16 protein-coding genes are annotated in these 24247 nt (G+C 74.2%); 7 read left to right on the top strand and 9 right to left on the bottom strand.

Annotated features, from left to right (window positions below; all coding sequences use genetic code 11):
* Positions 1-82: 82 nt before the first annotated feature.
* Positions 83-1510 (top strand): amidase, encoded by a 1428-nt coding sequence (locus tag Sru01_RS09345; protein ID WP_203983509.1) that lies wholly within the window; start codon positions 83-85, stop codon positions 1508-1510.
* Here the strand turns inward: Sru01_RS09345 and Sru01_RS09340 are convergent.
* A complete protein-coding gene (locus Sru01_RS09340) occupies positions 1483-2478 on the bottom strand; it encodes a helix-turn-helix domain-containing protein (protein WP_203983508.1) in 996 nt (331 codons plus the stop codon). The two genes, Sru01_RS09345 and Sru01_RS09340, sit on opposite strands and share 28 nt — an antisense overlap.
* Before the next feature lie 243 nt (positions 2479-2721).
* On the opposite strand from Sru01_RS09340, the gene Sru01_RS09335 reads away from it, so the two are divergent.
* Positions 2722-3780 (top strand): NlpC/P60 family protein, encoded by a 1059-nt coding sequence (locus Sru01_RS09335; RefSeq protein ID WP_203983507.1) that lies wholly within the window; start codon positions 2722-2724, stop codon positions 3778-3780.
* Between the two features lie 84 nt (positions 3781-3864).
* Here the strand turns inward: Sru01_RS09335 and Sru01_RS09330 are convergent, their stop codons facing one another.
* Positions 3865-4395, bottom strand: a complete 531-nt coding sequence (locus Sru01_RS09330) for a hypothetical protein (RefSeq protein ID WP_203983505.1) — start codon at positions 4393-4395, stop codon at positions 3865-3867.
* A 138-nt stretch (positions 4396-4533) separates the two neighbouring features.
* Here Sru01_RS09330 and murA point away from each other — a divergent pair, with 138 nt between their 5' ends.
* Complete coding sequence (gene murA / locus Sru01_RS09325) at positions 4534-5838, top strand: UDP-N-acetylglucosamine 1-carboxyvinyltransferase (protein WP_203983504.1); 1305 nt, start codon at positions 4534-4536, stop codon at positions 5836-5838.
* Positions 5839-5890: 52 nt separating this feature from the next.
* Positions 5891-8260 (top strand): transglycosylase domain-containing protein, encoded by a 2370-nt coding sequence (locus tag Sru01_RS09320; protein ID WP_239137187.1) that lies wholly within the window; start codon positions 5891-5893, stop codon positions 8258-8260.
* A gap of 132 nt (positions 8261-8392) precedes the next feature.
* Here the strand turns inward: Sru01_RS09320 and dnaE are convergent, their stop codons facing one another.
* Together dnaE and Sru01_RS35440 are read right to left on the bottom strand one after the other, a co-directional pair.
* A complete protein-coding gene (dnaE, locus tag Sru01_RS09315; RefSeq protein WP_203983503.1) occupies positions 8393-11914 on the bottom strand; it encodes a DNA polymerase III subunit alpha in 3522 nt (1173 codons plus the stop codon).
* Positions 11915-12032: 118 nt separating this feature from the next.
* Positions 12033-12419, bottom strand: coding sequence for a chorismate mutase (locus Sru01_RS35440; protein ID WP_373869510.1), 387 nt, complete (start codon positions 12417-12419; stop codon positions 12033-12035).
* Between the two features lie 895 nt (positions 12420-13314).
* Here Sru01_RS35440 and Sru01_RS09305 point away from each other — a divergent pair.
* The 3 genes from Sru01_RS09305 to Sru01_RS09295 all read left to right on the top strand — a co-directional run bounded on the left by Sru01_RS09305 (position 13315) and on the right by Sru01_RS09295 (position 18896).
* Positions 13315-15657: a serine/threonine-protein kinase gene (locus Sru01_RS09305; protein ID WP_203983501.1), complete on the top strand. Its 2343-nt coding sequence runs from the start codon at positions 13315-13317 to the stop codon at positions 15655-15657.
* Between the two features lie 85 nt (positions 15658-15742).
* Positions 15743-17317: a serine/threonine-protein kinase gene (locus Sru01_RS09300; RefSeq protein WP_203983500.1), complete on the top strand. Its 1575-nt coding sequence runs from the start codon at positions 15743-15745 to the stop codon at positions 17315-17317.
* A 43-nt stretch (positions 17318-17360) separates the two neighbouring features.
* Positions 17361-18896 (top strand): serine/threonine-protein kinase, encoded by a 1536-nt coding sequence (locus tag Sru01_RS09295; protein WP_203983498.1) that lies wholly within the window; start codon positions 17361-17363, stop codon positions 18894-18896.
* A 58-nt stretch (positions 18897-18954) separates the two neighbouring features.
* Here the strand turns inward: Sru01_RS09295 and Sru01_RS09290 are convergent, their stop codons facing one another.
* The 5 genes from Sru01_RS09290 to Sru01_RS09270 form a co-directional block, all read right to left on the bottom strand.
* The gene (locus Sru01_RS09290) at positions 18955-19269 is read right to left on the bottom strand and encodes a hypothetical protein (protein WP_203983496.1); all 315 of its coding nucleotides are present in this window, start codon (positions 19267-19269) and stop codon (positions 18955-18957) included.
* Between the two features lie 50 nt (positions 19270-19319).
* Positions 19320-21449: a M91 family zinc metallopeptidase gene (locus Sru01_RS09285; protein ID WP_203983495.1), complete on the bottom strand. Its 2130-nt coding sequence runs from the start codon at positions 21447-21449 to the stop codon at positions 19320-19322.
* 154 nt (positions 21450-21603) lie between these two features.
* Positions 21604-22533, bottom strand: a complete 930-nt coding sequence (locus Sru01_RS09280) for an RluA family pseudouridine synthase (protein WP_203983494.1) — start codon at positions 22531-22533, stop codon at positions 21604-21606.
* A complete protein-coding gene (gene lspA / locus Sru01_RS36445) occupies positions 22526-23362 on the bottom strand; it encodes a signal peptidase II (protein ID WP_307811988.1) in 837 nt (278 codons plus the stop codon). The genes Sru01_RS09280 and lspA overlap by 8 nt, the downstream gene beginning before the upstream one ends.
* Positions 23326-23736 (bottom strand): TraR/DksA family transcriptional regulator, encoded by a 411-nt coding sequence (locus tag Sru01_RS09270; RefSeq protein WP_203983641.1) that lies wholly within the window; start codon positions 23734-23736, stop codon positions 23326-23328. The genes lspA and Sru01_RS09270 overlap by 37 nt, the downstream gene beginning before the upstream one ends.
* Positions 23737-24247: the final 511 nt, after the last annotated feature.

Genomic DNA, 24247 nt, shown 5'->3' with positions numbered 1-24247 from the left:
TTGCCGTCGCGGCGCGGCGGCCGGATGGCCAGACTGGCGGGACGCCGGCCGGGGCCGCCGGCCGGGGAGCGAAGGAGCGCGCGTGACCGAGTCGTACCACCTGCCCGCCACCGAGCTGCGGCGGCTGCTCGGCACCGGGCAGATCTCCGCGGTCGAGCTGACCGAGGCCTGCCTGCGGCGGATCGACGAGGTCAACGGCCAGGTCAACGCGATCGTGACCCTGACCGCCGACCAGGCGCTGGCCCGGGCGCGCGAGTTGGACGGCGACTTCGCGCGCGGCCGCCCGGCCGGCCCCCTGCACGGCCTGCCCATCGCCTACAAGGACCTCACCGACACCGCCGGCATCCGCACGACCTACGGCTCCCCGCTGTTCGCCGACCACGTGCCCGGCACCGACGCGCCGGTCGTGCGGCGCGCCCGCGCGGCCGGCGCGATCACCATCGGCAAGACCAACACCCCCGAGTTCGGCACCGGCTCGCACACCGTGAACGAGGTCTTCGGGGCCACCCGCAACCCCTACGACACCGCGATGAGCGCCGGCGGCAGCAGCGGCGGGGCCGGGGCGGCGCTGGCCGCGGGCATGGTGCCGCTCGCCGACGGCTCCGACATGGGCGGCTCGCTGCGCAACCCGGCGTCCTTCTGCAACGTGGTGGGGTTGCGGCCCACGCCCGGGCGGATCCCGGACCCCGACCCCGCCGCCGCGTGGTTCACCCTCGCGGTGCCCGGGCCGATGGCCCGGACGGTCGGCGACGTCGCGCTGCTGATGAGCGTCCTGGCCGGGTTCGAGCCGACCTCCCCGTTCGCGATCCGCGAGGACGGCTCGGCGTTCGCCGCGCCGCTGCCGGCCGACCTCACCGGGCTGCGGGTGGCGTGGAGCCCCGATCTCGGCGGCCTGCCGGTGGACCCGCGCACCGCCGCGGTGACCGCGCGCGCCCCCGCCGTGTTCGCCGGGCTCGGCGCCGAGGTGACGCAGGTCGACCTCGACCTGTCGGACGCCGACGACGCCTTCCGGGTGCTGCGCGCCTGGCGGTACGCCGCCGTCTTCGGCGATCTGCCGCGCGACCGGCTCGGCCCGAACGTCGCCTGGAACGTCGACCGGGGACGCGAGGTCACCGCCGCTGACCTGGCCCGCGCCGAGCGGCTGCGCAGCGGGCTGTTCCACCGGATGAACGACTTCTTCGACGACCACGACATCCTGATCTCCCCGGTCAGCCAGGTGCCGCCGTTCCCGGTCGGGCAGCCGTACGTCACCGAGGTGGCCGGCCGGCCGATGCCGGACTACCTGGCGTGGATGCGCTCGGCGTACTGGATCTCGGTGCTGCACGCGCCGGCCGCCTCGGTGCCGTGCGGGTTCACCCCCGAAGGGCTCCCGGTCGGGGTGCAGATCGTCGGGCGGCCGTGGGACGACCTCGGCGTGCTGCGCGCCGCGCACGCCTTCGAGCGGGCCACCGGGCACGGCGCCGTCCGTCCCGCACTCGGCCCTCAGGGCGGCAGCACCACCGGCCGGTAGGCGCGGAACTCGCTGCCCGGCTCCAGCCCGTGCCGGACGACGCGGTGGTCGGTGCCGTAGCCGGCCCGCTGCTGGTAGGCCCAGTAGGAGGTGTGCGCCGCGTCCGCCCACCTCTCGAAGATCACCGCGGCGCGGGCGGTGCCGCCGCTGACCGCGTCGATCACCAGGTCGCCCGGCAGCAGCGCGGACATCGCGACCGGCCGCGTGTAGCCGCGCACGGTGAGCTCGATCGTGTTCGGGCCGGGCCGGGGCAGCCCGAGGGCCATCGAGACGTAACCGGAACCGTCGGCGCGGTAGCCGTCGTGCGTCCTGGTCTGGCTGTAGGGCACCCGGCGGTCGGTGCCCGGGCTCCAGGCGCGGGCCCGGGCGATCACCTGGCTCCGGGCGCCGGGCGCCTCCGCCAGGCCGGACGTGGCCTTTCCGATGGCCACGCCGGCGGCCGCCCCGGCGGGCAGCCCGGCGACCAGCCCGATGGCCAGGCCGACCGCGAAGCGTCCGCGCGGCCGCCGGGCCCACCGCCTGCCCGGCGTCCCTCCCGGCGTCCCCGGGGCGGCCGGCGCCGGGGCAGGCCGCGGCCCGGCGGACGGCGCGGCGATCGTGTCGGTGTCGGTGTCGGTGTCCGTGTCCGTATCCGTGTCCTGGTCGCCGTCCGAGGCATCTCCCGGAACGCCGCGCGAGGCGCCGCCCGGCCCGCTCGTGCCGGCCGGGCCGGAGGGGGCCGCGTCGGTCCATGTCGCGGCCGCGGCGTGCCGGGCCGTCTCGGCCCGGTCCCACAGCGCGCGCAGCCGGCGCTCGTCCGCGCCGCACACCCGGGCCAGCCCTTCGGCGGCGTCCCACGGGATCCACGCCTCGCCGGCCAGCCACCGCCCCCACGACGAGCGACTGGCGTGCGTCGCCTGCTCCAGGGCCCGCAGGTCGAGACCGGCCCGCTCGCGCGTGGCGCGCAGCTCGTGCAGCAGGGCGCGCACGGGCTCCGGCAGATCCTCGGGTAACGGGCGTGACCGTCGGCTCCGGCTCATCCGGGCTCCATCCGGGAAGGCGGCTCTGTCCCGCGATTGTCCCGGCGGCTCCGGGACATCGCTGGTCACAATTGCACCATGAATGACCTTGTCCCTACTTGATGTTTGACGACGCCGGTCAGCCGCCTTCCCTGCCAGCATGTGCCCCGTTCAGTGATCCATCCACCGACCGGATCGAACAGGGAGGGCATCATGCCTTCAGCCCGTATCCGCCGCGCCGGCACCGCCACGGCGCTCTTAGCGACCGCCGGCCTGGTGTGGGCGCCGGCCGCGCTCGCCGCGCCGACCCCGGCGCCCACGCCCACGCCGGCCGCCACCAGCACCCCCGCCCCGGAGGACACCACCCCGAACCCGGAGCCGTCGCAGGACCCCACGCTCGACACCGTCACCACGCTGGCCCAGGCGACGGTCACCCGATCGGAGATGATCGACCGGGCGAAGACCTGGCACCCGCACACGAGTAGCCGGATCCCCTACAGCCAGAGCAAGACGCACGGCGGATACCGCACCGACTGCTCGGGTTTCGTGTCGATGACGCTCAAGCTGCCCAAGCCCGGCCCGATCACCGTGGGGCTGGCCTCGGCGACCTACAGCAAGCGCATCACGCTCGCCCAGCTGAAGAAGGGCGATCTGATCATCGACGCCATCGGCACCAACACCACCCGGCACGTGGTGATCTTCGAGAAGTGGACCGACGCCAAGCGCACCGCCTACTGGGCCTACGAGCAGCGCGGCGGGTACGGCACCGACCACCGGGTGCGGAGCTACGGCCTGTCCTCCGGCAGCGAGTACAAGCCCTACCGGCCGCTCAACCTGCGCGACGACCCGCCCGCGACCGTCACCCGGGCCACGGTGATCAGCCGGGCCCTGTCCTGGAAGCCCGCCACCGCGCAGCGGGTGCCTTACAGCCAGGCCAAGACCAAGAGCGGATACCGTACGGACGGCTCGGGTTACGTGTCGATGACGCTCGGGCTGGCCAAGCCCGGACCGGTGACCACCGACCTGGTCAAGGCGGCCTACTCGCGGCCGATCGCCATGTCGGCGCTGCTCCAGGGCGACCTGGTGATCGACGCGATCGGCGGGAAGACGGCACGGGCGGCGGTCATCTTCGACAAGTGGGCCGACGCCGGGCACACCTCGTACTGGGCCTACCAGCAGCGGGCCGGCTACGGCACCGACCACCGGATCGTCAGGCACGGGCTGACGGCCGGCACCCAGTTCAAGGCCTACCGCCCGGTCAAGATCCGCTAGCGGCGGGCCGCCCGGCCCCGGCGCGCGGCCGGGCGGCCCCCGGCCACTGGCCGGCGGGCCCGCGTTCAGGCGGCGGACCGGCGCTCAGGCCGGCGGGCCGGGCTCCCCGGCGTACGGCCGGCGCAGCGGGGACTCGCGGTACCCCTCGACCGACGCCAGCACGCCGAACATCACGACCGCGACCAGCGGCCAGCTCAGCAGCACGCCGCGGGCGGTGATCGACAGCACCTCGACGGTGGAGCCGACCCCGGCCGCGGCGGGCGCCGCCGCCTGCACCGCCGGGCCGCCGAACGAGGACCCCACGACCAGCGCCAGCCAGCCGCCCAGCAGGCCGCCGGCCGTCAGGCCCGGCAGCAGGGCGACCGGGCTGCCGCGGCCGGTGCGGGCCAGCACGTAGCAGACGACGCCGCAGGCCAGCCCGGCCGCCGCGGTGATCACGGCGAACCAGCCGTCCGCGGCGATGAGCGTCTGGGTGGTGGGATCGGCCAGCCGCGGACCGGACCGGGTGACCACGTAGGGCGTGCGCGGCGCCACCGCCGACCACACCAGGCCGGCGCCCAGCCCGGCCACGGCCAGCACCACGACCGTCAGCGCGAAGTCGCGCAGCCGCCGCACCCGATCACCTCGCCTCCGCCCGGTCCGCCGCCGGCGGCGGCGGACCGCAACATCGTAGTCTCGCCGGTGCCGGCCCGGGTATCGCCGCGCGCCACCAGGCCGCCGGCCGCCCGGGGTGCCCCGGTTAGGCTGTCACCCGTGAGCGATGAGGTATGGCTGATCGAACCCTCCGGCCCGCTGCGCGGTGACGTGGAGGTGCGCGGCTCGAAGAACGCGGTGTCCAAGCACATGGTCGCCGCCATGCTGGGCAGCGGTCCGAGCACCCTGCACAACGCACCCGAGGTCGGCGAGGTGGGCATCACCGCCGCGATGCTCGACGCCCTCGGCATCGAGGTCGCCGTCAACGGGCGGGAGATCACCCTGGAGCGCGGGCCGGAGATCCGGCCGCGGGTCCCGGCCGCCTTCACCGGGCTCAACCGCATCCCGATCCTGATGCTGGGCCCGCTGCTGCACCTGGCAGGTGAGGCGTTCGTGCCGCTGGTCGGCGGCGACCCGATCGGGCGCCGCCCGGTCAACTTCCACGTCGAGGCGCTGCGCGCGATGGGCGCCGAGGTCATCGTCGACGAGACGGGCATCACCGCCAAGGCCGGCCGGCTGCGCGGCACCCGCATCGAGCTGGCCTATCCGAGCGTCGGCGCCACCGAGACCATCCTGCTGTCGGCGGTGCTCGCCGAGGGCAAGACGGTCATCAAGGGCGCGGCCACCGAGCCCGAGGTGGTGGAGCTGGCGCTGTTCCTGCAGCGGATGGGCGCCCGCATCGAGCTGAGCCCGGACAGGCGCATCGTCATCGAGGGGGTGGAGAGCCTGCGCGGCGCCTCCACCTGGCTGGCCGGTGACCGCATCGAGGCGTTCTCCTACCTGGTGGCCGGGCTGATCACCGGCGGCGAGGTGCGGGTGCACGGCTGCCCGCAGGACCGGCTGGTCACCGCGATCACCACGCTGGCCCGGATGGGCGCCCAGTTCGACATCACCGACGAGTGGCTGACCGCCTCCGCCCCCGACGGCCTGCGCGCCGCGGCGGTGCAGACCGACACCCACCCCGGCTTCATGACCGACTGGCAGACGCCGCTGATGGTGCTGTTCACCCAGGCCGACGGCATGTCGGTGCTGCACGAGACGGTGTTCGAGAACCGGCTGGTCTACGTGCCCGCGCTGCAGAAGATGGGGTGCGAGATCGAGACGTTCGACGTGTGCCTGGGCGGGCCCGCGTGCCGCTACCACGACACCAACTCGCGGCACTCGGCGGTGGTGCGCGGAGTGTCCAAGCTGCGCGGCGCCGACGTGACGCTGCCCGACATCCGGGCCGGCTTCTCGGCCGTACTGGCCGCCGCGGTGGCCGACGGCACCTCCACGCTCCGCGGCGTCAACCACATCGAACGCGGCTATCACCGGGTTTTCGACCAGTTCACCTCACTTGGCCTGAAGATCAACCGGGAAGGGTAAAGCTTCCCGCGGCGGGCGTTTGCCGAGGTTCCCTCGGTCGCACGTCTACTGCGTGACCTTCGGATCCGCCGCCCGCCGGGAGCCCGGCGGCGAGTCCGCCCGCCGCCGGGAACGCCCGGTGGCGGCGGCCGTCCTGCTGCTGGCCGGCGCCGGTGTGGCCGGCGGGCTGCTGGTCGCCGGGCTGGCGCTGCCCGCGGTCGGCGGGGCCGGGGTGCTGGCCAGGGACACCGCGCACGACTTCTTTCAGGTGCCGGCGGTGCTGCGCGAGGCGCCGCTGCCGGAGCGCACCCGGCTGCTGGACCGCCACGGGCGGGTGTTCGCCCAGTTCTACGTGCAGAACCGCCAGTCGGTGGCGATCCACCGGATCGCGCCGGTCATGCTCAAGGCCATCGTGGCCATCGAGGACGCCCGCTTCTACGAGCACGCCGGCCTCGACCTGAAGGGCACGCTGCGCGCGATCATCGCCAACACGCGGGCCGGGAGCATCCGGCAGGGCGGATCCTCCCTCACCCAGCAGCTCGTCAAGAACATCCTGCTGCAGAACGCCCGCTCGGAGTCCGAGCGCGTCCTGGCCCGCGCGCCGAGCATCCGCCGCAAGCTGCAGGAACTGCGGTACGCGGTGACCCTGGAACGCAAGTACACCAAGGACCAGATCCTGACCAGGTACCTGAACATCACCTATTTCGGCGGTGGCGCCTTCGGCGTGCAGGCCGCCGCCAGGCGGTTCTTCGGCACCTCGGCGGCGGCGCTGACGCTGCCGCAGGCCGCCACCCTGGCCGGCGCGGTGCGCACGCCCTACCTCACCGACCCGACCCTCGGCCGGCGGCACCAGCGGCGGCTGCGCGAGCGCCGCGACCTGGTGCTGGACCGGATGGCCCGGCTGAAGATGGTCCCGCGGGCGGCGGCGGACGCGGCCCGGGCGGCGCCGCTGGCGCTGAACCCACGCCCGGAGCCGGGCGGGTGCGCCGAGAGCGACTTCCCGTTCTTCTGCCTGTACGTGCAGCGGGAGATCGGCGCCAACCCGGCCTTCGGGCAGACGCGGGCCGAGCGGGAGCACCGGCTCTACCGGGACGGCCTGGTGATCAGGACCAGCCTGGACCGCACGGCCCAGCGGGCCGCCGATCACGCCATCGCCGCGCACGTCCACGCCAAGGATTCCCAGGTGGCGGCGGAGGCCATGGTGGAACCCGGTACCGGGCGGATCCGCGCGCTGGCCGCCAGCAAGAAGTACGGCGCGAACCGGGGCGACCGCGCCGACGGGCCGCGCACCACCTACAACCTGGCCGCGGACATGGCGCACGGCGGCGGACAGGGCTTCCAGGCCGGCTCCACGTTCAAGGTGTTCACGCTGGCCACCGCGCTGGCCAAGGGGTGGCGCTTCGACCAGGGCTTCGACACGCCCGGAAGCTTCGTGCCGTCCTCGGGGTACCGCGACTGCTCGGGACACCGGGTGGACGCCCCGGACACGGTGATCCACAACGCCGGCGGCGAGGGCCGCGGCGGACCGTACAGCATCGCGACCGGCACCTGGCAGTCGGTGAACATCTTCTACATGATGCTGGAGCGCGACGTGGGCCTGTGCGACGTGGTGCGCACCGCCCGGTCGGCCGGCATCGCCCGGGCCGACGGCCGCCCGCTGCGGGAGGTGCCGACGTTCACCCTCGGCGCCAACGAGATGGACCCGGTGACGGTGGCGGCGGCGTTCGCCACCTTCGGCGCGCGCGGGCGCTACTGCCGCCCGCAGGCCATCATGGAGATCGCCGAGCGGGACGGGCGGCGGACCCCGATCCGGCCGAGCTGCACCGGCGCGATCGAACCGGCGGTCGCCGACGCGGTGAGCCACATCCTGACCGGGGTGTTCACCCGGGGCACCATGCGCGGGCAGGGCATCGGCCGGGACGCGGCCGGCAAGACCGGCACCAACAACGGGTACACCTCGGCCTGGTTCGCCGGCTACACCCCCGACCTTTCGGCCGCGGTGAGCCTGGGCGACATCCGCGGCGCCTACAAGTACCCGCTGACCGGCGTGGAGATCGGCGGGCGGTCCTACGGGGGCGTGCAGGGCGCCACGCTGCCCGGGCCGATCTGGGTCGCCTCGATGGAACGGGCGCTGCGGGACGTGCCGCCGACCCCGTTCACCCCGCCGGACCTGGCGCGGTTCGGCGGCGGCAGCACGCCGGGCCTGCGGCCGGAGGACCAGGCCCTGGGCCCCGGAGAGCCGTGGGACGGCGGCGAGCCGCCGGGCGGGCGCCGGCGCGGGCACCGCCGGCCGGCCGGCGGTCCCGGCGCCGACCCGTTCTGGCCGGAGGTCGAGGTGTACGTACTGCCCCGCCGGCCGCGGTGGTCCCGCCCGCCGGCGGACGCGGTGCCCGCCCCCGCCGACCCGGCCGCCCCCGGCCCGGGGGGCTATCCGGGCTGGTGAAACCACCTCCGGCCGGCGTCCCGGCCGCGGCTGGAACGTGCCCGGGGTCCGGCACCCTCCCCGCTCCTGACCTGGGCCGGCCGCCGGACGCGCACCCGCCGGCGGCGCCGGACCGGACCGGCCGGAGCCGGGTCAGGCGCTGAGGCAGGCGGGGCCGAGGAGCTGCTTGAGGTCGCCCATCAGGGCCGGCGAGGGGGCCACCCGCAGCCGGTCGTCCAGGCGCATGACGGTGGTCTTGGCGCCGTTGTGCAGCTGCAGGTGCACCTCGGTGGTGCCGCGGTGGGTGGTCAGCACCTCCTTCAGCCGGCCGATCACCGGTGGCGTGCACCGGGTGAGCGGCAGGCTGACCACCAGCGGCCCGCCCGCCTCCTGTGACAGGTCGGGCGCGGTCACCTCCATCGCCACGATCTTGGCGACGTCCTCCCGGCGGTCCAGCCGGCCCTTGACGAAGACGATGGCGTCCTCGGCGAGCACCGTCGCGCACAGCTGGTAGGCAGATGGGAAGATCATCACCTCGATGGCGCCCTCCAGGTCCTCCAGGGTGGTGAGCACCCAGGTGTCGCCCTTCTTGGTGACCTTGCGCTGTAGGCCGGTGAGGATGCCGCCCACGGTGACCACCTGGCCGTCCGGCCGCTCCTCGCCCTGCAACGCCGCCACCGAGCAGTCGGCGCCGGCCGACAGGATGTGCTCCACGCCGAACAGCGGATGGTCGGAGACGTACAGGCCGAGCATCTCGCGCTCGAACACCAGCAGGGTGGTCTTGTCCCACTCCCCCGCCGGGATCTGCACGTCGAAGGTCTGGTCCTCGGCGCCGTCCACCGCGCCGAACAGCGAGTCCTGGCCGATCGCCTCGTTCTTCTTGATGTCGATGATCGCGTCCACCGCCTGCTCGTGCACCATGATCAGGCCCTTGCGGACGTGCCCGAGCGCGTCGAACGCGCCGGCCTTGATCAGGGACTCGACCACCCGCTTGTTGCAGACGATGGCCGGCACCTTGCGCAGGAAGTCCTTGAAGTCGGCGAAACGGCCCTTCTCCCGGCGAGCGGTGATGATGCCGTCCACCACGTTGCCGCCGACGTTGCGGACCGCCGACAGCCCGAAGCGGATGTCGCTGCCGCGCGGGGTGAAGTCGAAGTCGGAGTCGTTGACGTCCGGCGGGAGCACCTTGATGCCCATCCGGCGGCATTCGTTGAGGTAGAGCGCCGACTTGTCCTTGTCGTCCTTCACCGAGGTCAGCAGCGCGGCCATGTACTCGGCCGGGTGGTTGGCCTTCAGGTAGGCCGTCCAGTAGGAGACCAGGCCGTAGGCGGCGCTGTGCGCCTTGTTGAAGGCGTAGTCGGAGAACGGGACCAGGATGTCCCACAGGGTCTTGATGGCCGCGGCCGAGTAGCCGTTGTCCTTCATGCCCTTCTCGAAGGACGCGAACTGCTTGTCCAGCTCGGCCTTCTTCTTCTTGCCCATCGCCCGGCGCAGCAGGTCGGCCTTGCCGAGCGAGAACCCGGCGACCTTCTGCGCGATGGCCATGACCTGCTCCTGGTACACGATCAGGCCGTAGGTGGTGCCGAGGATCTCGGCCAGCGACTCCTCGAACTCCGGATGGATCGGGGTGATCTGCTGCTGGCCGTTCTTGCGCAGCGCGTAGTTGGTGTGGGAGTTGGCGCCCATCGGGCCCGGCCGGTAGAGCGCGCCGACCGCGGAGATGTCCTCGAAGTTGTCCGGCTTCATCAGCCGCAGCAGCGAGCGCATGCCGCCGCCGTCCAGCTGGAACACCCCGAGGGTGTCGCCGCGGCCGAGCAGCTCGTAGGTCTTGGCGTCGTCCAGCGGCAGCTTGAGCAGGTCGATCATCGTGCCGGTGTTGCCCTCGATCATCTTCAGGCAGTCGTCGATGATCGTGAGGTTGCGCAGGCCGAGGAAGTCCATCTTCAGCAGGCCGAGCGTCTCGCAGGTCGGGTAGTCGAACTGCGTGATGATCGCGCCGTCCGCGTCCCGGCGCATGATCGGGATGTAGTCGGTCAGCACCTCCGACGACATGATCACGCCGGCCGCGTGCACGCCGGTCTGCCGGATCAGGCCCTCCAGGCCGCGGCCGAGGTCCATCGCCGCCTTGACGTCGACGTCCTCCTCGTAGAGCCTGCGCAGCTCGCCGGCCTCGTTGTACCGGGGGTGCTCGGGGTCGAAGATGCCCGACAGCGGGATGTCCTTGCCCATGACGGCGGGCGGAAACGCCTTGGAGACCTTGTCGCCGAGCGCGTAGGGATAGCCGAGGACGCGGGCGGCGTCCTTGATGGCCGCCTTCGCCTTGATGGTGCCGAAGGTGGCGATCATCGCGACCTTGTCGGCGCCGTACTTCTCGGTGACGTACCGGATCACGTCGGCCCGGCGGCGTTCGTCGAAGTCGATGTCGACGTCGGGCATGGACACCCGGTCGGGGTTGAGGAACCGCTCGAAGATCAGGCCGTGCGGCAGCGGGTCGAGGTCGGTGATGCCGAGGGCGTAGGCGGCCAGCGAGCCCGCCGCCGACCCGCGGCCCGGGCCGACCCGGATGCCGTTGTTCTTCGCCCACATGATGAAGTCGGCGACCACCAGGAAGTACGAGGGGAACCCCATCTGCAGGATGACGCCCATCTCGAAGTCGATCTGGCGGCGGTGCTCCTCGTCCACCCCCTCGGGGAACCGGCGGCGCATGCCGGCCTCGATCTCCTTGCGGAACCAGCTCTCCTCGGTCTCGCCGTCGGGCACCGGGAAGGTGGGCATCAGGTTCTTGAAGGTGAACATGCCCTCCGGCTCGACCTTCTCGGCCACCAGCAGCGTGTTGCGGCAGCCTTCGGCCCACAGGTCGGAGGAGTCCACCGCGCGCATCTCGTCGGCGGACTTGATGTAGTAGCCCGAGCCGTCGAAGCGGAAGCGGTCGGGGTCGGACAGCTGCTTGCCGGTCTGGATGCACAGCAGCGCGTCGTGCGAGGTGGAGTCGGACTCGTAGGTGTAGTGCGAGTCGTTGGTGACCAGCGGCGGGATGCCGAGCTCGGCGGAGATTCGGGTGAGCCCGTCGCGGACCCGGCGCTCGATGTCCAGCCCGTGGTCCATGATCTCCAGGAAGTAGTTGTCCTTCCCGAAGATCTCCTGGTAGCGGGCCGCGGCGGCCACCGCCCGGTCGTACTGCCCGAGGCGCAGCCGCGTCTGCACCTCGCCGGACGGGCAGCCGGTGGTGGCCATCAGCCCGTCGGCGTGCTCGGTGAGCAGCTCGGCGTCCATCCGCGCCCACTTGCGGACGAACCCCTCGGTGTAGGCGCGCGAGGAGAGCTTCATCAGGTTGCCGAGCCCGGTGGCGTTGCGCGCCCAGATCGTCATGTGCGTGTAGTAGCCGCCGGCCGACACGTCGTCGCTCTTCTGGTGCGGCTCGCCCCACAGCACCGGCCGCTTGTTCAGCCGGGACTCGGGGGCGACGTAGGCCTCGATGCCGAGGATCGGCTTGACGCCGGCCGCGGTGGCCTGCCGGTGGAAGTCGTAGGCGCCGTGCATGTTGCCGTGGTCGGTGATCGCGATGGCGGGCATTCCGAGGTCGCCGACCTGTTTGAACATCTGCTTCAGCCGCGCCGCCCCGTCGAGCATGGAGTACTCGGTGTGGACGTGCAGATGCACGAACGAATCAGCCATGCGGGCCGTCCCTTTCCCCGTCGATCCGGTGCGGCGGATGAGAGCCTACGCCGTGCCGGCGCCTCTCGCCGCACACCAGGCCCTCGGGTCCCAATCGTGACCCGCCGGCCCCCGGGGGTCAGCCGCGGGGACGCGGGCCGGCGGCGGGGGCGTCCTCGCTGAGCCGCAGGCCGGCCTCGATGACCGCGTTCATGATGGGCGCCAGCCGGGCCTCGCCCAGCCGGGGCGCCCGGCGGGCCATCGCCGCGACCAGCCGCCGCTCGCGCTCGGCGTCCCGCCCGGCGAACCCGCCGACCGGCTTGAGCCGCTGCACGGTGCCCGCCAGCGCGGCGCGCCGCTCCAGCAGCACCGCCAGCGCGGCGTCCACCCGGTCGATGGCGCCCCGCGCGCTCGCCAGGGTGGCCGGGGACTGCGGCCGCAGCAGCGCGCCGACCAGGGTCGCCGCCTCCCGGGCCGCGGCGGCCTCCGCCTCGCCGGCCCCGGCCGGCAGCCACAGTCCGTCCATCCCGGCGGCGACCGTCGCGGCGGCCAACCGGGTGCCGGGCGCGGCGAGCACCGGCAGCCCGGACCGCTCCCGCGCCGCGGCGGCCAGGCCGAGGTCGGCGGCCGGCGGCTCGCCCGCCGTTCCCTCCCCCGGCTCGCACAGCGCCACCCCGGCGGCGCCGGCGCACCGCGCGGCCAGCTCCAGCCACTCGGCCAGGTCCGCGCCGGGCGGCCGCTGCAGGACGACCGGCAGCCCGAGCCGGGCGGCGGCGGCCAGCCGGGCCGGATCGCGCGCCCAGGCGGCGCCGACCACGACGCCGTCGGCGCCGGCGGCCACCGCGGGCAGGTCGGCGTCGGTGGCGGGCTCGGCCAGCACCGGGACGTCCCGCCCGGCGCGGGCGGCGGCGAGCTCGGCCGCGGCCCGGCCGGGCCGCGGGGCGAGCCAGCGGACGTCGGCGCCCGCGGGCCCGGGACCGCCATCGGCGCGATCACCGTCCGGGGATCCGCCGGCACCCGCCACGACCAGGACCGGGCCGTCTCCGAGGGTGACGCTCCGGACGCGGACGGTGTGCGCTACTGTCTGCACGGTCGATGACATGTCGGCTCCCTATCCTGGGTGGCCGGCCGCGTCGTCCACGGGCCGGCGGGGAGGGCGATGGCAGCGAAAGGGCAGCGACGCCCCTCGCCTCCGCCCTCGTCCGGCTCCGGGTGCTCGCTAGATCATCCGATACCGGCCCGAACTTCCCGGAACCCGCCGGGAGGCGACGAAACCGCAAGTCATGGCAGCGAGATTATCAGCGGGCGGCCGCCAGATGGACGTGCGATCTCAGATGGCGGACGGTACGCCGGCCGCCACGTTTGCACCGGCGCACCGCTATGGGACGATTCATTCGCCTGAAAGGGGGTAGCGCCGGGTGATGTCGGAAGCACGGCCGAACGGACGGCGGCAGGGACGCCGGGTGGCCGACCGCTACCAGCTGCTGGAGCCGATCGGCCGGGGTGGCATGGGCATCGTCTGGCGGGCCCACGACGAGCTGCTGGACCGCCCGGTCGCGGTCAAGGAGGTCCGCTACCCCGGCGATCCCCAGGACGACGAGGTGGCCGAGCTCAACCAGCGGACGCTGCGCGAGGCGCGCGCCGCCGGCCGGCTGACCCATCCCAACGTCGTGGTGGTGCACGACGTCATCGAGGAGGACGGCCGGCCCTGGATCGTCATGCAGCTGGTCGACTCGCGCTCCCTGGGCCAGGTGCTGCGCGACGACGGGCCGCTGCCGGTGCGCATGGTGGCCGACATCGGCCTGCAGGTGCTGGAGGCGCTGCGCAGCGCGCACGCCGCCGGCGTGCTGCACCGCGACGTCAAGCCGGAGAACGTCCTGCTGACCGAGGACGGCCGGGTGGTGCTCACCGACTTCGGCATCGCCCGCATGGAGACCGACACGACGATGACCCGCACCGGCCTGGTCGGCACGCCGGCGTTCATCGCCCCGGAGCGGCTGCGCGGCAGCGCGGCGCAGCGCGAGTCCGACCTGTGGTCGCTCGGCTCGACGCTGTACGCCGCCGTGGAGGGCCGCCCGCCGCACGACAAGGGCATGGCCATGGCGACCATGCACGCGGTGCTCACCGACGCCCCCGAGCCGCCCAAGCGCGCCGGCCGGCTCGCCCCGGTGCTGCTCGGCCTGCTGGAGAAGGACCCCGACCGCCGGCTGGGCGCCGACCAGGCCGAGCGCATGCTGCGCGCGGTGGCCCAGGAGCGCTCCACCGCCGCCCCGGCGGCCTCCGCCTCCGCCGAGGCCCCGGCAGCGCCCCCGGTCGTGTCCCCGGCGGAGGCCGGGGCGGTGCCCCGGGCCCGCGAGGGCGGCGAGGCGCTGCGCGAAATGGGGTCGCTGCGCCAGGCCCCGGCCCCCCGGCGCTCGCCGGAGTCCGGGCGGCGTCCCGCGCCGCCCCGGCCCGGATCGGCCGCACCGGCCGCCGGCGCGGGCGCCGGCGCGGCGGGCGCGCGGCCCGGTCCCGGCCGGCCGGACTCTGAACCCGATTCCGGACCCGATTCCGGCACTGATCCGGGCGCCGGCTCCGGCACCGATCCGGGCACCGGGCCCGGCACCGCGTCCGGACCGCGATCCGGAGCGCGGTCCGGCGCCGGCCAGGACTCCGGCCCCCGGGCGGACGGTGCCGGGGCCGCCCCGGCATCCGCCGAACCTGACGGCCCGGACGGCACCGCCCGCCCGGACGGCGGGAACGGGCGCGCGGCCGGCACCGGCGAGCGGCCGGCCGCCACGCCCGCGCCGGCCCGCACCGGCACCAAGAAGCTCAAGGCACCCGTGCAGCCGGTCCGGCCGCCGGGCGCGCCGCCGAGGAAGACCGGCTCCGCCGCGGGCGCCGTGCCCGCCGGCCCGGCCGGCCGGCGCCCCTACACGGCGCCGGCCGCCGCGGCGGCCACGCCCGGCCCGGCGGAGACGGCGCGCTCGGCGGCCCCGGCCCAGACCGCGCGCACGGCGGCGCCGGCGGAGACCGCGGCGGCGGGCGCCCCGCCCGTAGCGCCGCCGGACCCGGCCGGCACCGGGCACCGCCCGCTGCCGCTGCTGCGCATCGCGCTGCTGACCATCCCCGCCCTGCTGATCGTTGGCGGCATCGCGCTGTGGCTCGGCCTGCGCGAGGCCGGCGGCGGCGCCGCCTCCGGCGATCCGGCGGCCTCCGGCGGTCCGGGCGGCGACCGGTCCACCTCGGCCCCGGCGACGTCGGAGCCGGCGTCGTCCGCGCCCGCCTCGCCGACGCCGGCGGCGAGCCCGAGCAAGTCACCAAAGCCGGAGAAGTCCTCCGCGGCCGACGTGCCGGCCGGCTGGCACCGCTACAAGCACCATTCCGGCTTCTCCATCGCGCTGCCCAAGAAGTGGCGGTTCGAGCGGGACATCGGCCCTCGGGCCCGATTCCGCGGCCCGGACCCGCACGCCTACCTGGAGATCGCGCAGACGAGCAGCCCGGAGAAGGACGCAAAGAAGACCTGGGAACGCGACGTGCCGGGCATGAGCGGCAACTTCCCCGGCTACAAGCTGATCGCCATCCGCGAGGTGAAGGGCTACTGGAAGACCGCGGCGGACTGGGAGTTCACCTTCGGCAACGGCCAGTCGCACGTCATCGACCGGGGCTTCGTCACCGACAAGCGGCACGGGTACGCGATCGTGTGGAAGACGGCGGCGAAGGACTGGAAGAAGTACCTGGATCACTTCCAGACCTTCACCGCGACCTTCAAGCCCGACAAGTAGGCCGCCGCCCGCACCGCGTCGTGGGACGATGCGGACACGCCACAGAAGGGACGGGCGGAGGGTGACCGCCGATACGCGACGTTGGGTGGCCGGTCGGTACCGGCTGCTGGATCGGCTCGGCCAGGGCGGCATGGGCATCGTCTGGCTGGCCCACGACGAGCTGCTCGACCGCCCCGTCGCGGTCAAGGAGGTGCTGTACCGGGCGCTGAGCGAGCAGGACCGGGCGGCGTTCAACCGGCGCACCATCCGCGAGGCGCGCACCGCCGGCCGGCTGGACCACCCGTCGGTCGTGGTGGTGCACGACGTCGTCGAGGAGGACGGCCGGCCGTGGATCGTGATGCAGCTGGTCCGGTCGCGGTCGCTGGGCGAGGTGATCCGCACCGACGGCCCGCTGTCGCCGGCCCGGGCCGCCGCGGTCGGCACCCGGGTGCTCTCGGCGTTGCGGGCCGCGCACGCCGCCGGCGTGCTGCACCGCGACGTCAAGCCGGAGAACGTCCTGCTGGCCGGGGAGGACCGGGTGGTGCTCACCGACTTCGGCATCGCGACGCTGCCGGAGGAGACGGCGCTCACCGCGACCGGCGAGCTGTCGGGCACGCCCGCCTTCCTGCCCCCCGAACGGCTGGCCGGCCGCCCGGCCACCCCGGCCTCCGACCTGTGGTCGCTCGGCGCCACCCTGTACGCCGCGGTGGAAGGGCGGCCCCCGTTCGACCGGGGCGCGCCGGTGCCCACGATGGCGGCGGTGCTGAACGATCCGCCCGACCCGGTGCGGCTGGCCGGCCCGCTGGCGCCGGTGATCGACGGGCTGCTGCGCAAGGAGCCCGAGCGCCGGATGACGGCCGCCGAGGCGGCCGCGGCGCTGGAGCGGATCGCCGGCGGCACCGTCCCGGCGCCGGCGCCGGCGGGCCCGATGCGACCCGGACCCGTGCGGCCCGAAACCGTGCGGCCCGGACCCGGCGGCCGGCCGCGTGGACGACGGGCCGCCGTGGCCGCGGCCGGCGCGCTGCTGCTGGCCGGGCTGGGCGCCGCCGGCTGGTACGCCCTCCGGCCCTCCACCTCCCCGGTGACCGGGTCGGGCAGGACGACGCCGGCCACCGCCCTGAACACCTCCGCCGCGCCCCGCACCGTGACCCCGGCAGGCACCGCCACCGGGTCGGCCGCCGCCGTAGATCCGGCGACCACCCCGAGCACCGGGGGCACCGCCTCGGCCCGGCCGTCCCCGGGCGAGTTCTCCAAGGCCCACCTGGACCGGCTCGGCTTCGTCGCCCGGCTGCCCGGCGACTGGGTGGAGTTCGGCCGTGAGGAGGCCCGGGTACGGTTCCGGCGGCCCGGTGACCCCGGCTACCTGCTGGTGGACACCACCCGGTGGGACGCCCGGGACGCCTGGACGGCGACGGGCATCGTGGAGCGGCGCTCGCTGGCGGAGAAGCGGCTGCCCGGCTATCGGCGGATCACCCGGCTGTACTTCAGGTTCCAGGGCCGGCCGGCGGTCCGCTGGGAGTTCACCTGGCGCCCGGAGTCGGGGCCGGTCCACGTGGTGGATCTGCTCTTCACCACCAGGAGCGGCCGGCACTTCGCCCTCTACTGGCAGGTGCCGGAGAGGGAGTGGAAACGGGACCCTGACCGATTTGACAGGTTTGCAGCTACTTTTCGGGCTTCCTGACTATAGAGGAATGCGGCGCTAGAAATCGGGTAGCTCGGGCGTCATGACGGATTCCTCCCAGGTCATCGACCGAGTAGTGGCAGGCCGATACCGTCTCATCGAGCCGATCGGCCGCGGCGGGATGGGCACCGTATGGCGTGCTCATGACGCCATTCTCGGACGCGAGATCGCCGTCAAGGAGCTCATCGCGCCGCCGGAACTGACCGGTACGGAACGCGAGATCTTCATGGAGCGCACCTTCCGGGAGGCGCGCGCCGCCGGCCGGGTGGGCCACCCGGGAGTGGCCACGGTCTACGACGTGTTCGAGGAGAACGGGCACCCGTGGATCGTGCTACAGCTGGTGCCGTCGGCCACGCTCGGCGCCGTGGTGCGCGACCGCGGCCCGCTGCCGGCCGAACGGGTGGCGCGGATCGGCCTGGAGGTGCTGGCCGCGCTGCGCGCCGCCCACCGGGCCGGGGTGCTGCACCGGGACGTCAAGCCGGACAACGTGCTGCTGGCCACCGACAGCGGGCGTGCGGTACTGACCGACTTCGGGATCGCGACGCTCGAGGACGACTCGCCGGTGACCCGCACCGGCACGCTGATCGGCACCCCGGCGTTCATCGCGCCCGAGCGGGCCGCCGGCGGCCAGGCCACCCGCGCGTCGGACCTGTGGTCGCTCGGCGTCACCCTGTACGTGGCGGTCGAGGGCCGCTCCCCGTTCCAGCGCGGCAACCCGCTGGCGACGCTCGGCGCGGTCATGCACGACCCGCCCGCGCCGCTGCGCCTGGCCGGGCCGCTCGGCCCGGTGCTGGCCGGCCTGCTGCGCAAGGACCCGGCCGACCGGCTCACCGCCGACGAGGCCGAGCACTACCTGCGCATGGTGGCGGCCGGCATCCAGCCCGAGGCCACCTCCCCCGCGCTGCCCATGCCCGCCACGGCCACCCGCCCGGGGGCCCAGGCCCCGCCGGTCGCCGCGCCCGGGAACGTTCCGCCGCAGCCGCGCCGGACCGGCGGCGGGCGCGGGATCGCCGTGGCGGGCGTCAGTGCCCTGGTCATGTCGGTCGGGCTGGTCACCGGCGGGATGGCCTGGGTGACCGCCCGGACGGCGGACGTGCGCACCACGCCGGTCACCTCCCCCACCGTGCGGGTCACCGTCTCGGTGACCCCCTCCGCGCAGCCCGCGGCCGAGACCGTCGCCCGCCGCGAGCCGCAGGGGACCTACCGCTCGACCCCGCAGCGCGCGTCGCGTTCCTCGGTGTCGGCCCCCTCGCGCAGCACGAAGCCCAAGGACGACCGCGCGGACAAGCAGGCGGAAGACAAGAAGGCCGAAGACAAGAAGGGCCCGTCCGCCAAGCCGACCGGGAAGGCTCCGGCCAAGCCGACCGGCAAGAACTCCCCCAAGCCCACCAAGAGCCGGCAGGATGCCGGCGCCGGCGTCCCGCCAGGGCCGGGCGCCTCACAGAACGGCCTCGGCACGGGTGCGGCCGGCGTGAACGGCAAGGCCAAGGGCAAGGCGAGCGGCAAGGGCAAGAAGGGGCCGGTGAAGGCCCTCGAAGGTGCGGCGGCCACCGGCGCCCTGGCCCGCCTCAGCGCCTGACCACCTGTCCCGGCCGGGAGCGTGACCGCCCACGCCGGCTCTGCCGTCCGCTCGGCCGTCAGCCCACTTCCTTCAGCCGGGCGGTGTTCGCCTCCTCGGCGGACTGGACGGCGAACGCCACCTGGTAGAGGGACTCGACGTCGGTCGTCAGCACGTCCTGGACGTCGGAGAGCCTGGCGATGGTCTCGTCGCGGAGCACCTCGGCCGCAGCGGCGACCGCCGGTGCGGCCGATGTGTCACCGAAGGCCGCGGCCGGGACGGACCACCCGTCCCGGGTGTCGTCGATCGCGTCGGTGAACGCCGTGGTGGCCACGAGGACCTCCCGGGCGAAACGCGCCAGTGTCACCGGATCCGCCGACAGTTCGTCCGTCATGGCGACGATTCTAGGCACCGCCCGGCCGTCGCGTTCATGGTCCTTGACGATCAATATTCCGTACGCCGCGGCCAGCGCATCTCCTCGCGCAGGGCGTTCTCGGTGAGCACGTACGGGTGCCCAGGATGGTCATGGGGGTCGTCGGGAACGCCGTCGCCGTCCCGGTCGATCGGCAGGCCCACCGCCTGGCGCTCACTGTTGGGAACCGCGTAATTGTCCAACCCCCGATACAACGACTCGTGGTCCACTCCCCCGATACCGTCGTCGTAGACGTGGGCCAACTCGTGGTGGAGCGTCACGCCGGGCACGAGCCGGTAGTCCTGGGTGATGGTCGAGGGGTTCACCGAAATGGTGAGACCGCCTTTCCCGAATCCGCTCACCTGGCCGTCGATGCCGGCGGTGGTCGACTCCTTCAGGTGGACCCCGTCGCGCCAGGTCTCCTCGTTGATCAGCCGGTCCACCTCGCCCAGCATTCGCGTACCGGCCGGCGACGACCGCAACATGTCCAGGTCGTCGCCGACCCGGGACCTGAACTCCGGCGAACCCTCGATCTCGATCTCCGCACCGGCCCGTGGATCGTAGGCGACCTCGGTGACCTGCTCGGCGGTCAGGCAATCGCCGTCCGGCCCGGACGTCTGCCCGTACACCTTGTCGTTCCCGGCATCGCCGATGAAGGAGTCGTGGCCCTGGCCGGTGTACGCGGTGTCGTCACCGGCCCCGCCGTGCAGTACGTCGTGGCCACGGCCGCCGGAGAGCAGGTCGTCACCGGCACCGCCGCTGAGCTGGTCATCGCCGCGGCCGCCCTCAAGATAGTCGCGGTCGTCCCCGCCGTCGAGCGCGTCGGCGCCTTCCCCCCCGTACAGAACGTCCTCACCGGCACCACCGGACAGGGTGTCGTCCCCGGCGCCCCCCTCCAGGTAGTCGACCCCCTGGGACCCGGCGAGCCGATCGTTCCCGCCGTCCCCGTGCAGCCGGTCGTCGCCCTCGCCGCCGTCGACGGCATCGTCGCCGGCGCCGGCGTGGACGGTGTCGTCTCCCCCCGAACCGTAGATCCGGTCGTTCCCGTCCTCCGGCTGGTGCCCAGGGTGCCGCCAGTCCTCGTCGTGCGTGCCGAGCACGTCGTCGCCCCGGTCCCCGTCCAGCAGGTCGTTCCCGGCACCCCCGCTGACGATGTCGTTCCCGCGACCGCCGTGGATCTTGTCGTCGCCGTCGCCGCCCTCCACCCGGTCGTAGCCCCAGCCCGCGTACACCCGGTCGGCGCCGCCTCCGGTGAGCACCGTGTCGTCACCCAGGCCCGCCAGGACGGTCTGGCCGCCCGCACCGGTCCTGATGTCGTCGTTCCCCGCGCCGCCCAGGATCACCATGCCGTCCGCCGGAACCGACGACGTCACCGTGTCCGCGCCGTCCCCCGCCAGGACGGTGAGCTCCACCCCGGACGGGATCACGTACTGCCTGCCGTTGACGTTGAGGACCCGCATGCCGGTCAGGGGGTCGACATAGTAGGCAACCTTGTCGTCACCGTCGCCGACGTCGACGACAAGCCGGTCGCCGTCGCGGATCACCTCCACGCCGTCCGGTCCGGGCGTGCCCGGCGGCAGGGCGAACGCCGGCTCGCCCGCGTTCCCCAGCGGAGCGATGCCCAGCATCCCGGCCCGCACCTTTTTCAGCGCGTCCGCGGCGACGCGAAGGCGGCCGTCCAGATCGGCGCGGCCCCGGCGCGCGGCGGCGACGGCCGACTCGATCGACGTCAGGTCCGCGTCGTCATCGGGGTAGAAGGTCACGACGCCGCCGAGAGCGGTGTCGTCGGCCACGTACCGACAGCCCACGCCGGCCAGGGACGCGGTGAGCGCCTCCTGGATCGTCTCCAGCGCGACGGCGGTCCCGTCGAGCGCCGCGGCCGCTTCCTCGGCGAGCCGGGCGATCTCGCCGAGGTGTGCGTCCAGCCTGGCCCGGTGGGCGCGATACGCCTCCGCGCCGGCCCCGCGCCAGTCAGGCACCCGGCCGGCCGCGCCGTCGACGTCATCGGCCAGCGTGCCGGCGCTGCCGGCCAGCGACCGCCACGCCCGCGCGGCGGCGCGCACCGCGGGTGGATCGGCGTGCAGATTCCAGATGTCGGGCCGCGTCGCGGGCTGGTGTTGTCCGACGCCGCGAGGGCCACGGCTCTCATCCGCCACCAGCATGATCACGATCCTCACTCTCGTCGGACGCACGCCCGCCGGCCATGACGACGGAACGCGCGAGCCCCGCGCACCGCGGAGCACGAAGCCTAACGGCCGCCGGAGCCCAGCGCCGGGACAGGGGCCAGACGCCACGCGGGAGCGTAGGACGCCGCGGTCAGCTCTCCGCGCGGACGATCTCCAGTGCGCGGGCCAGGTCGGCGGGATGGTCGCTGGTGAAGGAGACCCATTCGCCGGTGGCCGGATGCTCGAACCCCAGCGAGAACGCGTGCAGCCACTGCCGGGTCAGCCCCAGCCGGGCCGCGAGCCTGGGGTCGGCGCCGTAGGCCAGGTCCCCGACGCACGGATGGCGGATGGCGGACATGTGCACCCGGATCTGGTGGGTGCGGCCGGTCTCCAGCCGGATGTCGAGCAGCGAAGCCGCGCGGAACGCCTCGATCGTGTCGTAGTGGGTGATCGACGGCTTTCCCCCGGCGACCACGGCGAACCTGCCGTCGCCGGCCGGGTGCCGGTCGATGGGCGCGTCCACCGTGCCGCGCAGCGGGTCGGGATGCCCCTGCACCAGCGCGTGGTAGCGCTTCTCCACCGTGCGCTCCTTGAACGCCCGCTTGAGCCGCGAGTAGGCCGTCTCGCTCTTGGCCACCACCATCGCCCCGGTGGTGTTGGCGTCCAGCCGGTGCACGATGCCCTGGCGCTCGGCCGCGCCGCTGGTCGCCACCCGGTGACCGGCGCCGAGCAGGCCGCCGAGGACGGTCGGCCCGGTCCAGCCGACGGTCGGATGGGCGGCCACGCCGATCGGCTTGTCGATCACCACGATGTCGTCGTCCTCATGCAGCACCCGCATCCCGGGCACCGGCTCGGCGACCGGCACCGGTGCGGCGGGCGGCGCCGGGATCACCACGTCGAGCCAGGCGCCGGCGTGCACGCGGTCGGACTTGGCCGGGGCCGATCCGTCCAGCAGCACGTCGCCGGCGGCGATCAGCTCGGCGGCCCGGGTGCGGGAGAAGCCGAACAGCCGGGCCAGCGCGGCGTCCAGCCGCTCGCCTTCCAGGCCGTCGGGCACCGGCAGGCTGCGCTGCTCACCCATGCCGCTCCCCCTCCCGCGATCCGGTCGCCTCGGCGGCCCCGGCGGACTCGCTCATCGCGGCGGGCTCGGCGACCCCGCCGGACGCGCCGGCCCCGGCGGGCTTGGCGACCCCGGCGGGAGCGGCCGGCCCGGCATCGTCCCCGGCGTCCCTGGCGTGCGTGGCCTCCGGGGCGTGCGTGGCCTCCGGGGTGTGCGCGGCGCCCGGTGCGGCCGCGGCCTCGGTGGCGCCGGCCGGGGCGGCGGACTCGTCCCCGGCCCGGGTGCCGTCGATCTGGTGCCCGCGCCAGGCCAGGAAGACGGCCAGGAAACCGCCGCAGACGATCGCCGAGTCGGCGACGTTGAAGATCGGGAACCGGGTGACCGGGAAGACCTCGATCCAGTCGACCACGTGGCCCTGCAGCGGCGACGGGCTGCGGAAGACCCGGTCGGTGAGGTTGCCGAGCGCGCCGCCGAGCAGCAGGCCGAGCGTCACCGCCCAGGGCAGGCTGCGCAGCCGGCGCGCGGTGCGCAGGATCGCCACCACGACGCCGATCGCGATCACGGTGAGGACGACGGTGAGCCCGGTGCCGATGCTGAACGCCGCACCGGAGTTGCGGATCACCCGCAGCCGGAGGACGTCGGCGATCACGGTGACCGGCTCGCGTCCCTCCAGCAGGTCGACCACCAGGATCTTGCTGACCAGGTCCAGGACGTACACCAGCACCGCCAGCCCGGCCAGCACCGCGATCCGCCGCCGCCGGGGCACCGCCGGCGGCGTGCCGGCCGCCGCCGCGTCGGACGGCGGCGAGGGGGTCAGCGGCGCTCCTCCCGCTGCTTGCACGACACGCACAGCGTCGCCCTGGGGAACGCCTGCAGGCGCTCCTTGCCGATCGGCTGGTGGCACGATTCGCACACTCCGTATGTTCCCGCGTCGATCCGGGCGACCGCCCGCTCGTTCTGCGCGACGAGGTCCCGCGCATTCAGGGTAAGGGCGATCTCGCGTTCCCGCTCATAGGTCTTGGCGCCGGCGTCCGCCTGGTCGTCGCCCGCGCTGTCGGTGATGTCCCCCGAGGCTATCTGGGACTCCGAGCGGGTTATCTCGGCGTTCAGTTCCTCGATCTCCCCGACCAGCCGGGCGCGGACCTCGGCCAGCTCCTCGCCGGTCCACGTGGTGCCACCGTCGGTCCCCGTAGCGGTCTTCGCCGCCCGCGCCACACCGGCCATGAAGGCCTCCTCGCCGATCGACCAGTTGAGCAGTGCGGGAAGCATAGGTCGGCCATATCAGAAGAACAAACGACGCGCCGACCGTTTACGCCATCCGTAACCCCGGGACCGTTCGCCCGGTTTCCCGGCGGTTACCGAAGATCTCCGGCCCGCTACCGAGGGCTTGCCGCGCCGGTTACCGCGTCACCAGGTCGAGACCGGGCCGCCTGCATCGCCCGGCCGGAATTCCCGCCGCCGCCGGGGACGCGGATGGCGGGGATGCCCGGCCCGGATATGGGATATCGTGGAAATCCGCAAGGCGTCGATGGGGACGAGTACCTCCAGGCCCACTCGCCGGAGCGACCCGGGGAGGGTGCGAGCCCGGGGCGAGAGCCGGAGGGAAGATCACCCCGGAGCCGCCGGAAGAACCGCCGCGCCGGCCGCAGAGCCGGCCGCGGCGCAGTAGAACCGGCCGCGAGAAACAAGAGTGGGCCAGGGTTCGGAAGATATTCCGGACCCGGGCCAAGGAGGG

It is taken from the genome of Sphaerisporangium rufum, assembly GCF_016863395.1.
Lineage (GTDB): Bacteria > Actinomycetota > Actinomycetes > Streptosporangiales > Streptosporangiaceae > Sphaerisporangium > Sphaerisporangium rufum.
The sequence above is the reverse complement of the archived record's forward strand: the minus strand, read 5'-3'. Positions and strand labels throughout refer to the sequence as shown.

Coding starts and splice junctions, on each gene's coding strand:
- Sru01_RS09335 (WP_203983507.1), top strand. CDS start 2,722: ATGCCTTCAGCCCGTATCCGCCGCGCCGGCACCGCCACGGCGCTCTTA.
- dnaE (WP_203983503.1), bottom strand. CDS start 11,914: ATGGCTGATTCGTTCGTGCATCTGCACGTCCACACCGAGTACTCCATG.
- Sru01_RS35440 (WP_373869510.1), bottom strand. CDS start 12,419: ATGGACGGACTGTGGCTGCCGGCCGGGGCCGGCGAGGCGGAGGCCGCC.
- Sru01_RS09305 (WP_203983501.1), top strand. CDS start 13,315: ATGTCGGAAGCACGGCCGAACGGACGGCGGCAGGGACGCCGGGTGGCC.
- Sru01_RS09295 (WP_203983498.1), top strand. CDS start 17,361: ATGACGGATTCCTCCCAGGTCATCGACCGAGTAGTGGCAGGCCGATAC.
- Sru01_RS09290 (WP_203983496.1), bottom strand. CDS start 19,269: ATGACGGACGAACTGTCGGCGGATCCGGTGACACTGGCGCGTTTCGCC.
- Sru01_RS09285 (WP_203983495.1), bottom strand. CDS start 21,449: ATGCTGGTGGCGGATGAGAGCCGTGGCCCTCGCGGCGTCGGACAACAC.
- Sru01_RS09280 (WP_203983494.1), bottom strand. CDS start 22,533: ATGGGTGAGCAGCGCAGCCTGCCGGTGCCCGACGGCCTGGAAGGCGAG.
- Sru01_RS09270 (WP_203983641.1), bottom strand. CDS start 23,736: ATGGCCGGTGTGGCGCGGGCGGCGAAGACCGCTACGGGGACCGACGGT.